The organism is Dysgonomonas sp. GY75, from assembly GCF_015234155.1.
GTDB classification, from domain to species: domain Bacteria; phylum Bacteroidota; class Bacteroidia; order Bacteroidales; family Dysgonomonadaceae; genus Dysgonomonas; species Dysgonomonas gadei.
Window position 1 is genome coordinate 129,629 of the sequence record NZ_JADCLQ010000001.1, and the last position, 19,606, is coordinate 149,234.

Sequence of the window (19,606 nt, forward strand, 5' to 3'; positions counted from 1 at the left end):
CACCGTTACTTTATATTACTTCAGCATATTTATATTATAGCTCTTGGTAGGGAACATCTGACTCAATGTCTTTTTCATACTTTGCTTTTCCTCCGTTGTAGCCTGAGAAGATACACGGATGATTTCATCTATCTTCGTTTCAGCGATAATACTAAGTAATATCGAGGACGGGCGGGCATCATATAACTTACGCACATCACTGACAGATTCTATAATACGTATCCTTCCACGCGACGGATTTGCGGCCATCTCGTCCAATCCCATGCGATGATAGTTATACCAGAAACTATGGAAAGAAGAGGAACTTTCTTCTGTAAGCGCTAGTGCTAAATCATATCTGTTATTATTCTTTCCGGAGAATGGCTCCCACCCTCTCACACCTAAAGATTGCGACATATTGGCTATCTCCATGGCCTTACTAAAATAAGGCCTGCCTCCATTCAGAGAAAAGGAATCGAAATCGAAACCAATAATAATATAAGCATAAAACGAGATCACAGCAACGAGATTATTGCTAACTGCCGTGTTATTAAAATCCAGCGACAAACCGGATGAATAGTTAAAATCAAATTGAGTATCCCTGTAATTTATCAGAGAAGTTACATAGGACGAATTATAAACCGGACGCTGGGATGTAATCTGTATTTCGGCGGTATAATTATTATCTGAAGGCGAAAAACCAGTTACAGTTATATTTACATTGCAGCTTATACGTTCATCCCTGCTAAAATTGGCATCTGTCCATTTCTGTTCGTTTAATAACTTATTGAGCTCAGACTCCAGAGAAGAGAACAACTGCTTATCGGCAGATGGGACCTGTTGTGTATTTATAGTCAGTTTGGCATTCAGTTCCTGCGCCTGCAAAAAGACAAAAGATACAGCAAAGAGTAAAAAAGACAGGATAAATCTTTTCATCTATTCCAAATTATAAGTTATACTCAATACTCTGAACTCTGTACGACGGTTTACCTGATCGGCCATATCCTGCTGTTCAGGCGGCAACTCCTGTATAAATTGCTCAGTCAAGACCTCTCCTTCTTTCAGAAAATCATATTTCTTGACAACCGCTTTGGTTACGTTTTTTGGCTGGGCCTTTCCTTTACCTACTGCAGTCAGGCGATCTTTGGCTATGCCATGTGTAATCAGATAATTGACCACTGACTCAGCTCTACGTTGCGACAATCTGTTATTATATTCATCCGAACCTTTACGGTCGGTATGCGCCGATAATTCTATGGTTACATTCGGATTCAGATTGAGTAAATCTATCAACCCATCCAGTTCCTCTTTCGATTCGGGACGTAAAGTAGCTTTATCAAAATCATAGAATATATTCTCCAACACCACAGGCTTATTTATCGGAGTCAGAATAAAATCGACCAGATAAGTGGAATCCTTTTCCATTTCCACTGTCTTCAATGACATGCGGGTATTCAGATAATTTGGGCCACTGGCAAGGAATACATAATCAACACCCTGCGCGACATCGAGAGTATAAGTCCCGTCATTCTTACCAGGAAATTTTTTATTCGTTCCGTCGCGGCCTACGATGCGGATAGTGGAATTGGTGACAAACTCATCATCGGTATCTACTATATAGCCCTCAACAAGCGTCTTGATTACAGGATATTCGAACGAATAGAGATGGTCGAAGCCTTTCCCGTCGCCACGGTTGGAACTAAAGAACCCGCTTTCCCTCCCTCCTTCAAAGGTTATGCCGAAATCATCAGCCTGCGAATTGACAGGAAACTGCATATTCTCAGGAGTCCATCGTCCGGTTACAGAATTATAAGATGCCCTGAATATATCCAGACCTCCCATCCCCGGGTGTCCGTCCGATGAAAAGTAAAGGGTGGAATCATTGCGCAGATAAGGGAACATTTCGTCTCCTGCCGTATTTATATCCGGCCCAAGATTTTGAACAGATTCGACAAGATCACCAACTAAAGTAGCTTTCCATATATCTTTTCCTCCATACCCGCCTGCCCTGTCGGATACAAAATAGAGCACATCTCCCGTCGAATTTATTGTAGGGTGGGCATACACACTGAGTGTATCCTTTCTGCCTATATCCAGTTTAGTACCTGCACTCCACGATCCGCCCGAACGTTGCGACACATAAATACCCGGGAAGAATATTCCTACCGAATCGGGAACCGGAGTATGTGTATAGTACATTGTTGTCCCTGTTGTGGTAAAAGATGGCGTTCCTTCATCCGATTCGGTGTTAATAGCCGATTCTACATGCTCTACTTTCATCCAGTTACCATTTTCGTCTTTACGGGACATGAAAATGTCATTCAGTTTCGCACCTGTTATCCCACTGATAGTATCGCCTGTGGCTTCTTTGCGATTGGATGAGAAATAAACCTGATCGTAATCGGGAGGCAGAAGCATGGGGCTGAATTCGCCTCTGTTGGAGTTAAACAAATCCATACGTTTGACAGGATGTAGCGTGGGCTTGGCTTTCCATAGCGGAGCCAGTCGCACACCTTCCAGACCATTCAGGGCAAATTGATTCCCCGGATATAGTTGAAGAAATTCCTGATAATATTTTGCCGCTTGCTTATAATCGCCTGCCTTGTGAAGAGAACGTGCATACTGAAGGGTTACCGTACTGTCGTTCACCTTATAGCGTATAGCATTGGCATATGCCGCATTTGCTCTCATCGGGTAATTTATGAGACGGTAGCTTTCAGCCATACGAAGAGCTACTTCACCACGCAATTCACGTTTTTTTGCCGGTGTTTTACGGTATATTTTACGGTACATATCGGCAGCAACAAAATACTCGCCCTGTGCAAATTTCTTATCGGCATCTTCCAGTTTAACCGATTTGCACGAAGCTAAATATGAGAGTAATATTATCGAACCTAATGTATAGTAAATATATCTTTTCAAGATGTTGTCACCTGTTACTTAACAATCATTAATTAATACACAAATATAACTCATTTATCCGTCTAATATTGTCTACAACAGTGAGAATCATCATGTTTATTAACTAATCCTCTCCTTTTAATATAGGTAGTTTCAGCCGATATTTTGTAGCTAATACTCTTATCACTACAACAAATACAGCCGTAGAGATTTCTATTACCGCCAAATCCACATTGAGATAATGAAGGATGCTAAACAAAATTCCGCCTAAGATACATGCTACAGCATAAAGCTCCTGCGTAAAAATAATAGGGACTTCATTTATCAGAATATCCCGTATCATACCTCCCACTATACCTGTGATAGTAGCCATAGATACACATACCCAAACCGGATAATCGAGAGCCAGAGCTTTTTCGTAACCTACTACAACAAATAGTCCCAGCCCGATACAGTCGAACCAGAAAATGGTATTGTTGAGATGTACCAGAAATTTACGGAAACACAGTACTATCAGAAAGGCAAACAGTGTACACCAGATATACCGGCTGGCCTGTGTCCAGAATATAGGCACATCCAGCAACAGGTCGCGCAATGTACCACCTCCGGTAGCGGTAACAAAACCGATTACTATTGCTCCGAACCAGTCGAACCGTTTAGCCGAAGCCAGACGGATACCACTGATAGCAAACGCAATCGTCCCCAGAAATTCGATTACATCGACAAGCTGGATTTTAGCTAGGTCATCAAAGAGAAACATGGGAATTAATTAAAAATGAATAATGAAAAATTAAGAATTAGATTATGGAATTGTTTCTTCGGTATATTAAAATATTAGCACATTAGTTTTAGTTTATTCCTCATTGGCTATCATCCCGCTGCCAATACACAATTTGGAATCGGCATCATAGACTACGCCAAACTGTCCGGCGGCAATACCCTGTATCTTTTCATCGGAGTGGATGCGATACAGATCTCCTATTTTTTCTATATAGCCATGGGTAAACTCAGGGGTATGCCGTATTTTGAAAGTGATGTCTTTCCTACCTTCAAAATCTCCCCAGATATCTTCTGTGATAAATGAAAAGCCTGCAAGATTTACCACTTTCCCATATTGTGTTTCAGGATCATAGCCATTAGAAACATAAACGACATTGCGTTTCGTATCCTTCTTTATCACAAACCACGGGCCACCACTCAGCTTCAAACCCCGACGTTGGCCGATAGTGTGAAACCAATAACCATCATGCTTGCCTAGAACATTCCCTGTTTCCAATTCCACAATCTTACCTTTGCGTTCTCCCAGATAGCGGCGAATAAAGTCATTATAATTTACTTTGCCTAGGAAACAAATACCCTGACTATCTTTACGCTGGGCCGATGGCAATCCCTGTTGAGCGGCAATAGCGCGTACCTCACTCTTGAGCAGATCACCTATAGGAAACATCAATTTCGACACTTGTAAATAATCTATCTGCCCGAGAAAGTAGGTTTGGTCTTTCACATGATCTTTTGCAGTAGAGAGCCATGTCTTGCCGTTCAGTTCAGTAGTTGTTGCATAATGTCCTGTCGCAATCTTATCAAATTCGTGCCCCCATTTTTGCTCAAAGCATCCAAACTTAATCATTTTGTTGCACATCATATCCGGATTGGGAGTCAGTCCACGCTTTACCGCATCGACTGTATAACTCACCACATTTTCCCAATACTCCTCATGCAGGGACACAACCTCCATCTTACAACCATACTTCTTTGCTATATAGGTTGTAATTTCAATATCTTCTTCGGCAGGGCAATCGATATAACCCTGCTCATCTTCCATTCCTATGCGTATATAAAATATGGTAGGGTCGTAACCTTGTTCCTTTAGCTGATGTACAACTACGGAACTGTCTACCCCGCCCGATACCAATGCTGCTATTTTCATTATTATCTATCTACCAGATTTCTGTCTTCACAAAATTTTTAAATGTTCCCATGCCAAAGCAAAATCCAGCTCTGACAAAAAATTGCTGCTCATTCCCCGTCACATTAAAATCATAACCTGCCTTTACAAAAAAGAATTTATAATCGGCATATACATTCGGAGTAATCACAATCCCGTCCTTTCCATGCCTGAAATTGAAGAGATACCCGGCATCGCAGCCAACCAGAATTGTGGCTTTGTTATTATTAAATAAAGATTCGCTCAGGAAAGAAGTCAATTGTATAGGCTTCAGATTCAAGCCTGCGACCGGAGAACTTCCTCCTGTATAATCCACACCACTGGAGACGAACGAATTCAATGGATTTTTCTTATGCCATACCGGAAAAGATGCATTAGCTGCAAACTGGAAATCATTCCCTTTATCCTTGGCATCTGCATACTGCGCCCCGACACCTATAAACTGAGCTGAACAGGCAAAAGGCAATAGCAGGAACAAGCATATAATTTGTATCTTTTTCATTTTTATCAACAATGGTCACCGACCCTATTTATTAGCTACCCAAGTATAACAACGACTGGTTGTTATAAGTTTGAATTACTATAATTTACTTTAACATTTTCAATCAAGGTACAAAAATACGCTTTATTTTGCAGATGACAATTAATTTGGGTTTGCTTTGTCTCCTATCACAAATTCATCTTCCGGCTTGTTATTCTGCAAAGTCCTTATAAAGTCTATCACTGTCAGCACAATTATTGTAAAATATACCAACGCCATCAACCTCCACGGAATAAACTCGAAGAAAGAAAACACAGCCTGCGGATAATCGGCAAAAGGCGCGAAGTAGTAAAAACACCTGATGTAGGAGAAGAACGATATGAATATTATCCCTATCGGTAAATACATCTTTTTAGGGAACATAAGGATATAGGCAACCGCCACCACATCGCCCAGAAACATGTAACGCTCGCGCATACCCGGCAAGAAAAACGGACAAACAATCGCACTGATAAAGAGTAATTGTATCCACGATTCGAGTGAAAATATATACTTCTTCCGGCAGAGGATAAACCCTCCTGTAAGAGTAAGCAGCATAGTGAATATCATACCAATATTCTTATCGTAATTGATAAGTTGCTGTATCCACACATAGATATTAGGAAAGAATCCTACTATACCTTCATAATATTCCGATTGCATCTTATAAACCAGCAATAGATCGAGAAACGGCCTACCGGCAAGCCATGCAGGGATAATCATAATGACAAACACAACGGGTACAAGCAAAAAATAATACCATTTTATACCTCCCCTAAGCATATATACGAAGAAGAATGGCAGCACAATTGCCGTTTGAGCTTTCAGGGCAAATGCCAGCCCGAGAAGAATCACAGAGGCCGGATTGTTCCGTTTCAGTAAAAAATAAACACTCGCCAGTATTACCGATACGTAAATAGAATCACATTGCGCCATGAATGAGCCATCGAGTATAATAGTAGGAAGTACTGACACCAAAGCAAATGCAATCCACTTGAAAGACTCTTTCTTTGTTATATGAAAAACAATCTGCGAAAGAAAATACGCGGCTATAAAGTCGAATATGACCGACAATATCTTGATTCCGTACAAGGGGTATATATCTGTTTTTGCCACAATAGCAAGCATATAGATATATGTAGGTGCATAATTATAGAAATCGTCCTTAAATCCGGCAAAGCCATATGTCTTTATATGATCTATCCAGTGAATAAGGAATCCGCCATAGTCGGTAGAATGATATTTGAATAAAAGCAGCCTGATTACCAGCCCCAGGAATATAAGGCCGAAACAGCAATACTTTATGCGGTTGCTAACTTTGTCCATTGTGTATGTATTAAGTAAGAGTAAGTATTTATTCACCTTTATTCAAACATAGCCTTCCAGTTGTTGGCATGCCTACTAAAGCAATAAATAGGTCTGCGACCTTAAAATCTGTGCAAAAATACAGCTTATTTTTCAGAAAACCAGAATACAAGCCTATTGTTGTTCTATTTTGGACTCCCGTTCTACATCGGCTCTTGATTTACTGGCCGTCACCAGATATACTCCTCCAAAGATTAATATGGCGGCCAGCAGTTTTTCGAATGTAAACCGGTCCATTCCCATATATATGGCTACGCCGGAAGCAATGAGCGGCTGCATATTATTATACATGGAAATAGTTGTAGGCCTTATACGCCTCTGAGCTAAGGGAATCATCATATAAGTAAAAAATGTAGCGCCCAGCAATGTAAATGATAGCATCAGATACGGCATTATATCGGGCTGACGGAACAGCTGCGCGGTAAATACAGCATTATAGCTGACAGGCAGATTGATCAGAGCGGCAAAGAAAAACATCCATTTCATCATCGTTATGGGAGAGTACTTAGTCGACAACGGACGTGTAATTACCAGATAAAATGCATAAAACAGTTGCGCGCTAAGCACGGCGATATCCCCTGCAAGGGCTGATCCCTGCCCGGGAGTAACCACCTGATTGGACGTATAAACCAGAAATATCGCTCCAAGTCCACCGAGCAGCACACCGCCTGCTTTCTTGAATGTGATGGGTTCTTTGAGTAATACAGCCGCCAGTATCATGGCAAACAAAGGGCCACTGGTAGTTATTATAGATGCATCCACCGATGATGTTTGCCCAAGACCGTATGCAAAGAGGCTCTGATTGATGAGCATGCCCGAAATACCTCCTATACACAGTATGAGTAAATCCCGTCTGTCTACTTTTTCTTTTTTCGTGAATAACGACACTACCCAAAAGGCAGTGGCAGCAAAACCCATACGCAGCATCGTCATAGCCATAGGAGTAAGAAGTCCGGTACTATACAGATACTTATTGATGGGAATATTCAGTCCGAAAACTGTCATCACAACAAGCATAATAAGATGTCCCTGTTGTTTCTGAGAAAGAGTCATTGTGTTAATTAAGAATTAATAATGATGAATCCATTTGTTAATTTGCCTGCCTGCTAATTTGCTTATCCTGTAATTTCGAAAAGAATATCAGCATACAGATGGCCCCAAACATGGCGCAAAACATATCCGACTGTGTATCCCAGACATATCCCTGAGTACCGAGAAAATCGTCAGCCCCATCGTCAGATAATGCACCTACCCACCACTCGATCAATTCGTAAAAAGCGCTGATGGCAAGGCAAATACAAACAACAATAAATGGCAGCCATGAACGTTTTTTGAGTACATCGAGACGAATAAGCAATTCGCGGGTAATCATTGCCGGAATAAAGCCCTGCGCAAAATGCCCTACTTTATCATAATTGTTGCGGCTTTGGTCAAATACTTCTTTTATCCAGTCGAATAAAGGAACCTTAGCATAGGAATAATGCGCCCCTACAAAAAGGATGATAAGATGGATGAGGATAAAAACATAGGTTATATCCGTAAACCTGAACCGCTTAAAGGTAAAGGCTAGTATAGCCACACCGACAATGCACATTCCCGCTTCGAGAAACCACAGTCCTGTTTCGTAAGGATTGACACCCGACCATATGCCTACTATAAAGAATATGATAAGGAATATCCAATGCTTCTTTTCCATTAATCGTATGTAGTTTTTTATTTGTATAATTTAGTAATTGCTTAAAAGAAATAGCCTGCCGACAGAGAAAAATCGTCTAAATGCGTTTTCAATCTGTATCCGGCTATGCTATATGCAGACATTTCTGTCAGAATACGCTTGTATCCTACTCCCAGAAACATTTTATCTGAAAGTTCAAAACCCAGTTCTACAGCTAGACCTGCATTCCATCTCTTTGTATAATAAGGATTTATTTCTGTCGACTGGCCATCGAAAATCTGCACATCAAACAAATCCCAGGTAAAGGATTGGGTCACACCATTCAATTTAGCTTCCATCTTAGCCTTTCCATCAAAAATATATCCGGCAAAACCGCCAAACAGTCCATATATATCGAGTCCCGGAGCTATCGGATACTTTACTTTTGCGTAAAGAGGCAGCTGAATCTGGTTGTAAATTGTACGTCCTCCCATAGTCATACCCTCAGGTATTTCTTCTTCGTTAGTCATACGCATGCCTTCGCTCAACCTCTCTTTATCCATATTAGAGCCATTTTGCGTATAAAGCAAACGTGTTTGCAGTCCGAATACATCGGAAAACATGTATTCGGCAACTGCTCCTCCTTGAAATCCAATACGGGATTTATAGAGTCCGTTATTGTTACCCAAGCCATCTTCCATTGTAATTTTAGATACATTTCCACCGGCTGTTACACCAAAACGAAATTGGGCATTCGCAGAACATACTGCCATAATAAAAAGTGCCAGTAACAGGTTTTTTTTCATATTTTTTTAGGTTAAGTGTAAGTATTATAGGAAATAACTTCTTCTGTAGGCTTGCGTTTCTTTTCTCTCAACGGCTGTGCGGGATAGCCGATAACAATATCGAGTACCACACGTCTGTTATCAGGGATATTCAGCAGTTTTTTCATTTTTGACTCGGCGAACCAACCAAGGATGCAACTGCCCAGCCCTTCGGCTTCAGCCGCAAGGCAAATATGAGAAGCAGCAATACCGATATCCAGAAAGGCGAAATGTTTATCTTTCACAATACCGCCAATACCTGAACTTATATTCACCTTCTCCTCTATTACTATAATATGCACAGGGGCTTGTTTGGTGAAATGATTCATACCCAGCAACCGGGCCGAGGCCGCATCTGCCACCTTATTTTTCAGTTCGGGGTCATCTACCACGATAAAATGCCACGGCTGCGCATTGCAGGCCGAAGGAGCCAGACGGGCAGCTTCCAGTATGCGGCTTATGATTTCACGGTCTACCATGCGGGCAGTATCATAAGCACGGGTGCTCTGGCGTTGTTTTACAAGATTGTAAAAAAAATATTTATCCATATTACAATTGTGTAATACGACTGATGTATTTACCTATAATGTCAAATTCCAGATTTACCACACTACCTAATTTAAACTGGTGGAAGTTAGTATGTTCGTATGTGTAAGGAATTATAGCCACTTCGAATGTATTATTGGTAGGGTCAACTACGGTCAGGCTGACGCCGTTTACTGTTACTGAGCCTTTATCGACTGTCAGATAGCCTTTCTTTGCCATTTCACGATCGAACTCGTATTCAAATTTGAAGTACCAGCTGCCATCGGCTTCCCTTATTTCAACGCATTTTGCAGTCTGGTCTACATGTCCCTGAACAATATGTCCGTCGAGACGGCCGTTCATCAACATACTACGTTCCAGGTTGACTTTATCTCCTACCTTCAACAAACCGAGATTTGAACACTCCAATGTTTCTTTAATAGCGGTAACGGTATATTTATTATCATCGATATTCACGACTGTAAGACATACTCCGTTGTGTGAGACACTTTGGTCAATCTTCAACTCATGGGTAAATGAACACTCCATTGTTATATGCAGGTTCTCTGCCTCTTTACGCAACGAAACCACTTTTGCTGCCTCTTCTACTATACCTGAAAACATGATATCTTTATTTTAGTTAGTTGAATTATATTTAGTAGTGCAAAGGTACGGAAAAAGTTACAAGTTATATGAATCGGTAGTTGAGATTTAATGTTCTATTCTTTTGATAACGACTTAACGATTATATAAGCCCAATATTTGCTGTTTTTGTTCACAGGGCAAAGAGGAAGATAACCTTCGATCAGCCTGTTGTCTTTAAATACAGCAGGATATTGCTCTTCCATCAATTTGTGGCGATTAAAGATTTCTCCTTCTCCGGAACTGAACTCAAGGTGATATCTGCCGTCCGACAGGGGCGATATATAATTCTCGAACAGACGGATTGCCAGATATCCCATATTGTAGCGCATATTTATCTCCAGGCAAGGGTGTATCTTATACCCACCCTCTTCTTTATATATAAGCATATCCACTCCGATACAACCTTTGTAAACAAATGCGTATCTCTCTTTTAAAATAGCGATGAGTTCTAACTTGATTTTATCCAGAAGGGATAGCGGGATATTCGTCGTTAGCTCATTTACGATATTCTCTTGCGAACCCAGATAATTTCCCTGATATGCACCTTTATTGGTGGTATAGAATAAAGAGTATCCCGCAAAGTCGATTCCTCCTTGTCCATCACAAATAAATTCCATAGCGAAATCAACTTGTTTATCTAAAACCCTTTCGATGGATACACTGCCTTGCTTTTTTAGTATGCCATGCAATATTTGTCGTTCTGTTCGTGTCAGTCCTGTTGATGGAAGCCACAGTAAGCCTCGGCCTGATGAGGAATAAGGCGCTTTTGCCAATAATTGTTGAGGAGAACTATTTACAGCTTCTTCAATATCTTCCAGCTTTTTATAAAAATGTGTGGCGATATTTTCTGATATTTCGGGTATGTTTGCAATAATGTCTTTTAAACAATCGTTTGCAGCCTGCCTGCTATTAAGGTAGGTGTATGCCTCATTCCATTCCGGTATCTTCAGGCTTATATCATATTTTTTATTCAGTTCGCAGAAGTAATATATGGCTTGTGGTGATATTCCCCATAATGACACCTCCAGTTCCGGGTAATGATGTAAGTTTTCGGCAATTATATGCTTAGATAGTGACGGAAAATATTCTAACAGAAATCGATAAAATCCGGTATCATTATTTTCGTCAATCAAGACTGAATCGCAGGCTGCGCCATACCATGCCGGAAGGAAAGACAGTTCCTTTTGCATCGATGCAATATTTGACGGCGCTGTATAATATGGAGAACTGTTTTTTACAGCAGTTTCATGTCCGGGATTGAAGAAGAGAAGCATTTTCAATTATTTAAGGTCATAGACCTATTTTATTATTCAAGTAAGCGAAACAACGGGTATCAGCTTATCGCTTTAGATCATATCATTAAATTCTATCTAAACTTAACGCTTGCAAAAATAGTGAATATCTTTTGAATCTCCGATTTATAAAAATAGTATAAACGATATCAATATTAACATAATAATTATCTATTTGACTTATTGAAAATAAGGGTTTATATTTGTGTCACAATTGAAAATAACTAACTCAAAAAATAATAAATTATGTCAGTATTAGTAGGAAAAAAAGCGCCTGTATTCAAGGCTAATGCAGTGGTAAACGGTAACGAAATAGTAGAAGGTTTTTCTTTGGAACAATTCAAAGGTAAGAAATATGTCGTATTCTTTTTCTATCCCGCCGATTTTACATTTGTTTGTCCAACTGAGATCATCGCTTTTCAGGAAAAAATAGCAGAATTCGAATCCCGTAATGTTGCAGTGGTCGGAGCTTCAACCGATTCGGCTTTTTCACACTGGAAGTGGCTGCAAACAGAACAAAACGATGGTGGCATCAAAGGGGTTAAATATCCATTGGTGGCGGATCAGAGTTTAATGATATCTTCGGCATATGATGTATTGGCCGGAGCATTCGATTATAACGATGAGGGCGAAGACGTATTTAACGGTGCTCCTCAGGCTTATCGCGGTCTTTTCCTTATCGATAAGGAAGGTGTAGTGCGCCATCAGGTGGTAAATGATATGCCATTAGGCCGTAGCGTGGATGAAATTCTTCGTGTAATCGATGCCCTTCAGTTTACTGAAGAATATGGCGAAGTTTGCCCTGCTAACTGGAAAAAAGGAGATAAAGCACTAAAGGCAACACAAGAAGGGATATCCGATTATTTATCCCACAAACATTAAGGATCAATCTTATATAAGCGATAGAATGTATTAATGCAACATATTTCAAGTATAACTATTGTTGTTGCAGATACAGAACTAATAAAAAGGCCTGAGACCTTAGTGGAATATTTTTAGGTTAATTTAGTTCAGAAAGCTGTAATCGGGAGATTACGGCTTTCTGTTTTATCGATAGGTACTGATTTGAAAAGAATGTATATCTCATAACCTATTATTCCGGTTATCGCAAAGCCGTTGAAATGAATGAATATTATCTGATGATCCATACAAATAAATAATTTCTATCTTTTATTAAGACTTTATTCTGCTAACTATTCTGTACCTTTGCGGTTGCTAATTTAATATAACCGAATTGTGAAATATAATTTCGACCAGATAATCGACCGCAAAGGAACAAATGCCCTTAAAACTGACGCACTGGAGCCGCGCTATGGAAATCCCGATCTGATACCCCTATGGGTAGCCGATATGGACTTTTTGTCACCTCCGGCAGTTACAGAGGCTATTATAGAGCGGGCAAAACATGGTATATTTGGATATACCTGTCCATCTCAGGCATATTATGATTCTATAATCAACTGGGTGAACAAAAAACACGACTGGAAGATAGCACAGGAATGGTTAACATTCATTCCCGGTATTGTCAAAGGAATTGCTTTTGTTATCGACTGCTTTACAACCAAAGAGGATAAAGTGATCATTCAGCCGCCTGTTTATCACCCTTTTCGTATAATTCCCACATTGCACCACCGTCCGGTAGCGGATAACCCGTTGATATTGGAGTCCGGGCAATATAGAATGGATTTGGAGGGATTGAAAAAAATGATCGATCCGTCATGTAAGGTCCTTATTCTTTGCAATCCTCATAATCCCGGCGGACGGGTATGGACACGGCAGGAATTGGTTGATATAGCTGAAATCTGTTATGATAATAATATCCTTATTATCTCAGATGAGATTCATTCCGATTTGGCATTTACTCCATATAAACATATTCCTTTTGCCAGTGTGTCAGAAAAAGCTGCTCAAAACAGCATAACATTTATGGCACCAAGTAAGACATTCAATATAGCAGGTATAGTAAGTTCCTATTCTATTATACCAAATAAGGATCTACGGGACCGATTCAATGCCTATCTTTCGAGCAGTGAACTCGAAGAAGGGCATATCTTTGCCTATCTTGCCGCACAGGCTGTTTATGAACATGGCGATGAGTGGCTTGCAGAGGCTAAGGACTATATCTGGAAAAACATTACTTTTGTAGATGAATACCTGAAAGAGAATATACCTCAGATAAAGGTTATGATGCCACAGGCTTCTTTCCTTGTCTGGCTCGATTGTAAAGGGCTCGGGCTTCGGCAAAAAGAATTGGTTTCGCTATTTGTAAAGGATGCCAAATTGGCACTTAACGATGGAACCATGTTCGGACAGGGAGGAGAAGGATACATGCGCCTAAATGTGGGCACACCTTTGGCTAATATCCGGAAAGCGTTGGATAATCTTAAAAAGGCGATAGATTCCAAACAAATAGGCTAAGAAAGTTGTTTTAAAGCGAAATCAGGCACGATTGTTGTCATCAAAGAATAAACAAAAGAGTCTCAACGGACTTTGGTTATTAATTAAACAAACAAATACTTAAAATGAAAATTTCAACAAATAAGTTTGTTTCTTTATCTTATGATCTGAATGTAGGTGAAGGTGAAGAACGTGAACTAATGGAAAGAGCTACAGCTGAGACTCCACTTGAATTTATCTACGGAACAAACTCGATGCTTGAGGCTTTTGAAAAGAACCTGGACGGATTGACAGAAGGCGATTCTTTCGATTTCGTACTTACTCCGGACGAAGCATACGGTGAATACGACGATGACGCATTGGTAGATTTACCCCGCCATATATTTGAGCAAGACGGCAAATTAAATGAGGAAGTGATCTTCGAAGGTAATATGGTACCGATGATGGACTCGAATGGTAACCGCCTGAACGGTTCTGTAGTAGAAGTTAAGGACGATGTTATCAAGATGGACTTCAACCACCCGTTAGCAGGTGAAACTTTGAACTTCTCGGGCAAGGTTCTTAATGTCAGAGAATCTTCTCCTGAAGAAATAGCGGCATTATTTGCTCCTCAGGGAGGTTGTGGATGTGGTTCCGGTTGTGGTTGCGGAGATGGCGAAGAAGACTCTTGCGGATGCGGTAGCCATGATGAGAAAGAAATGGCCGGCGGTTGCGGTTCAGGCTGTGGTTGTGGCGGACACTAAAATAAGATTTTGATTATATAGAAGAGGACAGGTCTGAAGGCCTGTCCTTTTTGTTTCTATATATGACCTTTGAATGTTTTTCTTATTCGCTGGCATTGCTCAGCCTGTCAACAGTCTCTTCATCTAATTTCAGATCAACAGCTTTCAGTATATCGAGCTGGGTAGCTTTGGAAACGCTGGCTATAGGTGCAGTAATAGATGGATGCGCTATAAGCCAGGCAAGAGCGACCTGGGCTGGTGTGGCATTTAACTGTTCCGCGACCAGAGTCAATGCATCCAGAATACGTCTTCCTCTATCGTTCATATACTCATTTACGGCATCGGATCTATTTCCTTTAACCTCTTCATCAAATTTGTATTTGCCTGTAAGAAAACCGCTAGCCAAAGAATAATAGCTGACTACACCCAGTCCGTATCTTTCTACTATGCGCTCGTACTCTGTTTCATACTTATATCTGTCATAGAGATTATACTCAGGTTGGAGGCAGATATATTCGGCATATCCGTTATCCTTACTTTTATGAATAGATTCTACAAGTCTTTCTGCACTCATATTCGAAGCCCCTATATAACGGACTTTACCATCTTTTATCAGCTGGGAATAAGTTTCCAGGGTTTCCTCCTGAGGAGTAAACAGGTCGTCGTAATGAGAAAAGTAGAGGTCTATATAATCTGTTTGCAGGCGTTGTAGAGAATCTTCTACCTGTCTTAATATATAATCTTTTTTCAAGCCTTTATTATCCGGAGAAAATGCGGCTCCTACTTTAGTAGCAATAATAAGGTCTTTTCTTTTTCCTGATTTCTTCAGCCAATTACCAATAATAGTTTCCGATTCTCCTCCTTCATTACCGGGCACTCATGCTGAATATACATTTGCCGTATCTATGAAATTAAACCCTGCATCGATGTATGCATCAAGAATTTCAAATGATGCTTTCTCATTGGCTGTCCAGCCGAAAACATTTCCTCCCAAGCAGAAAGGGTAGACTTCCAGATCTGATTTTCCTATTTTTCTTTTTTCCATTTTAGTGTATAACTAGTTAATAATGATGTTAAAACAAATGGGGTGTAGGAAAAGTTTGATATTAGAATTAGTGTTAAGAATAATTTTATTCACATATTCGCTAATTTAAAATAAGCTAATTTTCAAATTAGAATTTTCGTTCCATAACTACATATTCATATCCGTTTTTTGAGAAGCGCTCATCCGTTTCCTCATATCCGAATTTCGAGTAAAAGCCGGTTGCATTTATACGGGCGTTGCACCATAGCCGGTTTAGCTTCATATCGTTGGCATAATCGATAAGCCACTGCATAAGGGCCGAGGCAAAGCCTTTACCCTGCATGTCGTTACGTGTCGCGAGTTTACGGAATTGTACGTCTCTTCCATGAAGGAAAATGGACATAACAGATACCAGTTCGTCCTTCTCGTACACTCCGATGTGTAAACCCCGGTCATCATCAGATAATTTTACGAATTCTGTATCTTTATCGGGATACATCACTTGTTGGCGCATGGTGAGCACATCATGGTATGGTACTTCGGTTATTATCATATTTTTAGAATTTATAGCTTAACAGTAAACGGCCTTCGGATGTTTTGGAGAAAACGTCTTCAAAGTACTTGTAATTCGTATCTCTGGTATAATTACTATATATCCCGGTCAGATAGAGATGATCGGTCATTTTCAGATCGGCTCTTAGAGTAAAAGCATGGAGTATTGCCTGCGACTTGTCACCCTGATAATCAAACTCGTGTACATTTATGTTTTCCCAGTCTACATTTTCCGGATAGCCTTTCCATGTAAACATACGATACATCTCGTAAGAGGTAGACACGCTTATTTTGTTTTTATAGGTAAGGCTTCCTCCTATTTTGGAGCTGAATCCGCTTGCCAGATTGTAATTTCGTTTGTCCACTACATAATGGTCGCTGAGTGTACCACCCAATAGGACAAGTGTGCCGTGCATAAAGGCTGTGAATCTTAAATCCTTCCATCGCTTATTTTCATATATGAATCCCGAACCTGCAGAAGCAGGAGTACAGAATTTATAAGGGATTTTGCCCGATACATCGGATATCGTATCAGAGTCGTAATAATCGAAATGTTGATAAAATCCGAAGCTAAGAAAGTCTTTTTCATTATCGATCACTTCTGTTACATAAAGGCGTCCCAAGATGTTCAATTGGCTGAGCAGCGGTTGTGAGCCCTGAACATTCAGGTTGCTACGGAACGAGAAGTAGTCGTAAGGCTTTTCGTTTTCTGTAGCGAAACGGTCACCATATTCGATATTGATATCGACGGCAGCACCGACCCCTTTGTCCAGTATTTCACCTTTCAGCTCAAGTATACGTACGCCCGAAGCTATTTCTACAGATACATCAGGTATCCCGAATTGCTTACCTGTGGTGGCACGCCTACGCCAAGCATCACCATTCAGTACACGGGTAAGGCCTCGTGTAGGTGCTATAATGAACCCTGCTAATTCGCGTCCGAAACGGTTCATGCCATCCCTCCTGTCGTCGAGAACCAGATCGGATGTACGGTAAAATACTTCACCTAAGGCAAGTCCTCCGATAGGTGTGGCTATAATATCATTAACCGATGGATATTCATTTTCCATGAACAACTCCCACATAGCGCTTCCCCCAAGGGCAAAGGCTCCAGACTCCCAGAAGTTATATCCCCGCGAACGGGCCGAATTGAAGTAAAGATTGCCATGGTAGGGGTGGAGAAACATATTATTGCCCATATCATCATTATCCCATACCCACTTATGCTTGATGTTTTTTCTGATGGTATGGATATCGATATACGCATAGTCCTGTTTGGCGACATATCTGTTAAAAGCCCATAAACCCATATTGAATGAAAATATCTGGGTCGCAGCTCCAAGCCCTTTCTTTTTGGAATAGAAAGCGATATCTATAGAGTCGGCAGGTTGGGCAGGAACTACTGTTTTGTGTATGGCAAACTGGGAATATACGGATATTGCAGTGATAATGAATATACCGGAGGTTGTGAGAAGTCTTTTATACATAAATGTATGTCTGATATTTAAATCATTTTAAGAATGCAAAGATAAGATAATTAAAGATTCAACAATAATAATGTTAAAAAGTTTAGTAAATGGAGTGTAAAGTAGTAACTTCTTTTCTCTGTAGGAAAAGTAACGGAAATCAATTAATAATTAAAAATGAAAAATTAATAATTTGTTTGTCATAATGAGCGAAGCGAAGCGTTTCTTCCCTAAAAAGTTTCTCTCGTAAAGACGAAAACTCTAACTCATTACTTATTATATAATTTACATTAATTAACTATATTTCGTTAAAACCTGACACATCTGACACTTTTTTCATTATTTTATCTTGCATTTTTTACATTCGCTAACTATATATAGTTAAAAGGTAACAAAGGTAACACGAAAAACAATTAATAATTAAGAATGAAAAATTAATAATTATCTTGTCATACTGAGCCAAGCGAAGTATTCTGTTAACAAAAAACTCCGTGTTACTCCTTTTACTTCGTGGTTAAAAACTCAACAAAGACACTAAGGAGCAAAAAGGTAACAAAAGTTACAACTTTTACTCATTTTTTATTTATCGATTTTTCAGGAGGTCAATACACTAAAGGATTATTTCAAAGAGCGCAGAACCTATAATATTTATAATTATAAGTTCTGCCATATAGATAATTATTATTTAATCTGTTTATATATTTTCAGATATTAATTTTATACTATGTACTGATATTTTAATATAGCTTTTCTTTGGAAAAAAATTAATCAGGATTAAGGAATATACTGCCTGCCTACAACCAGATTGTCACCCGTAATATCCACTTCAAACAAATGAGGTACACGGTGGTAGTGTCTATCCTGCATCTCTTTGTGGCTGTGTACAGACATCAATAGCTTACCGTCGAGTGTGCGAAAGAGCATACCATGCCCGAAATTGGGAGGTGTGATCGGTTCCGGTTCGTGTATCCACGGGCCATCGAGGGTTCCACTTTCTGAGTAAACAACCCCTTGCGTATATACATCATATATCCAGCTTGTCCAGATCATACCCAATCGTCCGGTACCTGTTTCGAACAGATAGGGACCATCTGTGACCTTATTGCGGCGGTCGTTCCCATCCTTATCTTTCTCTCTGCTCCAAGGTGAGTCGCTGGCACGAAAAAGCAGTTTGCCTTCACCCACAGAGCCGCTCAAATCGGGTTTGAGTTCTATTTTTTCCATTGTCCCATTCTGGTTTTGCAGCCATTCGTAACAATATATCATATAAGGCTTACCATCCTTGTCTACCCAGAAGGTACCGTCTAATGTAGGCATGTGCGCAGGCAGGTATGTTTTATCCTGCATCGGGACATAAGGGCCGTCAGGCTTGTCGCTGACCAATACATGTGAAGCCCTGCGTTCGATTATATTTCCCGCTACAGTGTCTATTTTTACGGCACGGTTGGTAAAAGTGGCAAAATAATAGAACTTATCTTTATAGGCATGGATCTCCGCCGCCCAGATCATAGGCCGTGGTCCCATCCATGAGTCCGGATCGGTTTGCGCTACCGTGTAAGGGCCATCCCAGAGCCTCAGGTCTTTACTCTTCCAAAGCTTGCCTCCGGTTCCGGTCATATAATACATAGCTGTAGCCGGATCGGCTAAAATACACGGGTCACTCAATACAATCGAGTCCAGAGGAATATTCGTGCGGATCTTTTCCTGACTATAAGAAGTCATCGTAAACGAAGAGAGAAATAAGCACACCAAAAGAATCAGTCTTGTTCTATTCATAATACAATTTTTTTTACGA

At 40.2% G+C, this 19,606-nt stretch carries 19 protein-coding genes and 1 pseudogene; 3 read left to right on the forward strand and 17 right to left on the reverse strand.

The features are described from left to right. Positions 1-15: 15 nt before the first annotated feature. The 12 genes from IR083_RS00645 to IR083_RS00700 form a co-directional block, all read right to left on the reverse strand. Positions 16-915, reverse strand: coding sequence for a DUF4835 family protein (locus IR083_RS00645; RefSeq protein WP_194222835.1), 900 nt, complete (start codon positions 913-915; stop codon positions 16-18). After that, positions 916-2,901, reverse strand: a complete 1,986-nt coding sequence (locus tag IR083_RS00650; protein ID WP_194222836.1) for an OmpA family protein — start codon at positions 2,899-2,901, stop codon at positions 916-918. A 103-nt stretch (positions 2,902-3,004) separates the two neighbouring features. Further along, complete coding sequence (locus IR083_RS00655) at positions 3,005-3,640, reverse strand: trimeric intracellular cation channel family protein (RefSeq protein ID WP_006800461.1); 636 nt, start codon at positions 3,638-3,640, stop codon at positions 3,005-3,007. A 93-nt stretch (positions 3,641-3,733) separates the two neighbouring features. Continuing rightward, positions 3,734-4,807: a tRNA 2-thiouridine(34) synthase MnmA gene (gene mnmA / locus IR083_RS00660; RefSeq protein ID WP_194222837.1), complete on the reverse strand. Its 1,074-nt coding sequence runs from the start codon at positions 4,805-4,807 to the stop codon at positions 3,734-3,736. 10 nt (positions 4,808-4,817) lie between these two features. Then, a complete protein-coding gene (locus IR083_RS00665; RefSeq protein WP_194222838.1) occupies positions 4,818-5,327 on the reverse strand; it encodes a hypothetical protein in 510 nt (169 codons plus the stop codon). A gap of 141 nt (positions 5,328-5,468) precedes the next feature. Continuing rightward, entirely contained in the window at positions 5,469-6,671 is a 1,203-nt protein-coding gene (locus tag IR083_RS00670) for a hypothetical protein (RefSeq protein WP_194222839.1), read from the reverse strand. Positions 6,672-6,824: 153 nt separating this feature from the next. Continuing rightward, positions 6,825-7,763, reverse strand: coding sequence for a DMT family transporter (locus IR083_RS00675; protein WP_194222840.1), 939 nt, complete (start codon positions 7,761-7,763; stop codon positions 6,825-6,827). Between the two features lie 37 nt (positions 7,764-7,800). Beyond that, a complete protein-coding gene (locus IR083_RS00680; protein WP_194222841.1) occupies positions 7,801-8,406 on the reverse strand; it encodes a DUF2238 domain-containing protein in 606 nt (201 codons plus the stop codon). A 41-nt stretch (positions 8,407-8,447) separates the two neighbouring features. Further along, positions 8,448-9,170 (reverse strand): porin family protein, encoded by a 723-nt coding sequence (locus tag IR083_RS00685; protein WP_194222842.1) that lies wholly within the window; start codon positions 9,168-9,170, stop codon positions 8,448-8,450. An 11-nt stretch (positions 9,171-9,181) separates the two neighbouring features. Further along, positions 9,182-9,736 (reverse strand): nitroreductase family protein, encoded by a 555-nt coding sequence (locus IR083_RS00690; RefSeq protein ID WP_194222843.1) that lies wholly within the window; start codon positions 9,734-9,736, stop codon positions 9,182-9,184. A gap of 1 nt (position 9,737) precedes the next feature. After that, complete coding sequence (locus IR083_RS00695) at positions 9,738-10,337, reverse strand: riboflavin synthase (protein WP_194222844.1); 600 nt, start codon at positions 10,335-10,337, stop codon at positions 9,738-9,740. A 95-nt stretch (positions 10,338-10,432) separates the two neighbouring features. Further along, positions 10,433-11,632: a hypothetical protein gene (locus IR083_RS00700; protein ID WP_194222845.1), complete on the reverse strand. Its 1,200-nt coding sequence runs from the start codon at positions 11,630-11,632 to the stop codon at positions 10,433-10,435. Between the two features lie 264 nt (positions 11,633-11,896). Between IR083_RS00700 and IR083_RS00705 the strand changes: the two genes are divergently transcribed. Further along, a complete protein-coding gene (locus IR083_RS00705) occupies positions 11,897-12,532 on the forward strand; it encodes a peroxiredoxin (RefSeq protein ID WP_006800451.1) in 636 nt (211 codons plus the stop codon). 128 nt (positions 12,533-12,660) lie between these two features. On the opposite strand, the gene IR083_RS00710 is transcribed toward IR083_RS00705, so the two are convergent. Beyond that, positions 12,661-12,798: a hypothetical protein gene (locus IR083_RS00710; protein WP_006800450.1), complete on the reverse strand. Its 138-nt coding sequence runs from the start codon at positions 12,796-12,798 to the stop codon at positions 12,661-12,663. An 88-nt stretch (positions 12,799-12,886) separates the two neighbouring features. Here IR083_RS00710 and IR083_RS00715 point away from each other — a divergent pair, with 88 nt between their 5' ends. Further along, complete coding sequence (locus tag IR083_RS00715; RefSeq protein ID WP_194222846.1) at positions 12,887-14,068, forward strand: MalY/PatB family protein; 1,182 nt, start codon at positions 12,887-12,889, stop codon at positions 14,066-14,068. A gap of 104 nt (positions 14,069-14,172) precedes the next feature. Next, positions 14,173-14,790, forward strand: coding sequence for a peptidylprolyl isomerase (locus tag IR083_RS00720; protein ID WP_006800448.1), 618 nt, complete (start codon positions 14,173-14,175; stop codon positions 14,788-14,790). Positions 14,791-14,872: 82 nt separating this feature from the next. Here IR083_RS00720 and IR083_RS00725 read toward each other — a convergent pair. The 4 genes and pseudogenes from IR083_RS00725 to IR083_RS00740 all read right to left on the reverse strand — a co-directional run bounded on the left by IR083_RS00725 (position 14,873) and on the right by IR083_RS00740 (position 19,533). Continuing rightward, a pseudogene (locus IR083_RS00725) lies at positions 14,873-15,814 on the reverse strand (aldo/keto reductase). Between the two features lie 127 nt (positions 15,815-15,941). Beyond that, positions 15,942-16,346, reverse strand: coding sequence for a GNAT family N-acetyltransferase (locus IR083_RS00730; protein ID WP_006800445.1), 405 nt, complete (start codon positions 16,344-16,346; stop codon positions 15,942-15,944). 4 nt (positions 16,347-16,350) lie between these two features. Continuing rightward, entirely contained in the window at positions 16,351-17,832 is a 1,482-nt protein-coding gene (locus IR083_RS00735; protein WP_006800444.1) for a DUF3943 domain-containing protein, read from the reverse strand. 753 nt (positions 17,833-18,585) lie between these two features. Further along, positions 18,586-19,533 (reverse strand): glycoside hydrolase family 43 protein, encoded by a 948-nt coding sequence (locus tag IR083_RS00740; RefSeq protein WP_044216377.1) that lies wholly within the window; start codon positions 19,531-19,533, stop codon positions 18,586-18,588. Positions 19,534-19,606 lie beyond the last annotated feature (73 nt).

Bases quoted from the DNA above. Each gene is read 5' to 3' on its own strand.
- IR083_RS00645 (WP_194222835.1), bottom strand. From the start codon at position 915: ATGAAAAGATTTATCCTGTCTTTTTTACTCTTTGCTGTATCTTTTGTC.
- IR083_RS00655 (WP_006800461.1), bottom strand. From the start codon at position 3,640: ATGTTTCTCTTTGATGACCTAGCTAAAATCCAGCTTGTCGATGTAATC.
- mnmA (WP_194222837.1), bottom strand. From the start codon at position 4,807: ATGAAAATAGCAGCATTGGTATCGGGCGGGGTAGACAGTTCCGTAGTT.
- IR083_RS00665 (WP_194222838.1), bottom strand. From the start codon at position 5,327: ATGAAAAAGATACAAATTATATGCTTGTTCCTGCTATTGCCTTTTGCC.
- IR083_RS00670 (WP_194222839.1), bottom strand. From the start codon at position 6,671: ATGGACAAAGTTAGCAACCGCATAAAGTATTGCTGTTTCGGCCTTATA.
- IR083_RS00675 (WP_194222840.1), bottom strand. From the start codon at position 7,763: ATGACTCTTTCTCAGAAACAACAGGGACATCTTATTATGCTTGTTGTG.
- IR083_RS00680 (WP_194222841.1), bottom strand. From the start codon at position 8,406: ATGGAAAAGAAGCATTGGATATTCCTTATCATATTCTTTATAGTAGGC.
- IR083_RS00685 (WP_194222842.1), bottom strand. From the start codon at position 9,170: ATGAAAAAAAACCTGTTACTGGCACTTTTTATTATGGCAGTATGTTCT.
- IR083_RS00690 (WP_194222843.1), bottom strand. From the start codon at position 9,736: ATGGATAAATATTTTTTTTACAATCTTGTAAAACAACGCCAGAGCACC.
- IR083_RS00695 (WP_194222844.1), bottom strand. From the start codon at position 10,337: ATGTTTTCAGGTATAGTAGAAGAGGCAGCAAAAGTGGTTTCGTTGCGT.
- IR083_RS00700 (WP_194222845.1), bottom strand. From the start codon at position 11,632: ATGCTTCTCTTCTTCAATCCCGGACATGAAACTGCTGTAAAAAACAGT.
- IR083_RS00705 (WP_006800451.1), top strand. From the start codon at position 11,897: ATGTCAGTATTAGTAGGAAAAAAAGCGCCTGTATTCAAGGCTAATGCA.
- IR083_RS00710 (WP_006800450.1), bottom strand. From the start codon at position 12,798: ATGGATCATCAGATAATATTCATTCATTTCAACGGCTTTGCGATAACC.
- IR083_RS00720 (WP_006800448.1), top strand. From the start codon at position 14,173: ATGAAAATTTCAACAAATAAGTTTGTTTCTTTATCTTATGATCTGAAT.
- IR083_RS00730 (WP_006800445.1), bottom strand. From the start codon at position 16,346: ATGATAATAACCGAAGTACCATACCATGATGTGCTCACCATGCGCCAA.
- IR083_RS00735 (WP_006800444.1), bottom strand. From the start codon at position 17,832: ATGTATAAAAGACTTCTCACAACCTCCGGTATATTCATTATCACTGCA.
- IR083_RS00740 (WP_044216377.1), bottom strand. From the start codon at position 19,533: ATGACTTCTTATAGTCAGGAAAAGATCCGCACGAATATTCCTCTGGAC.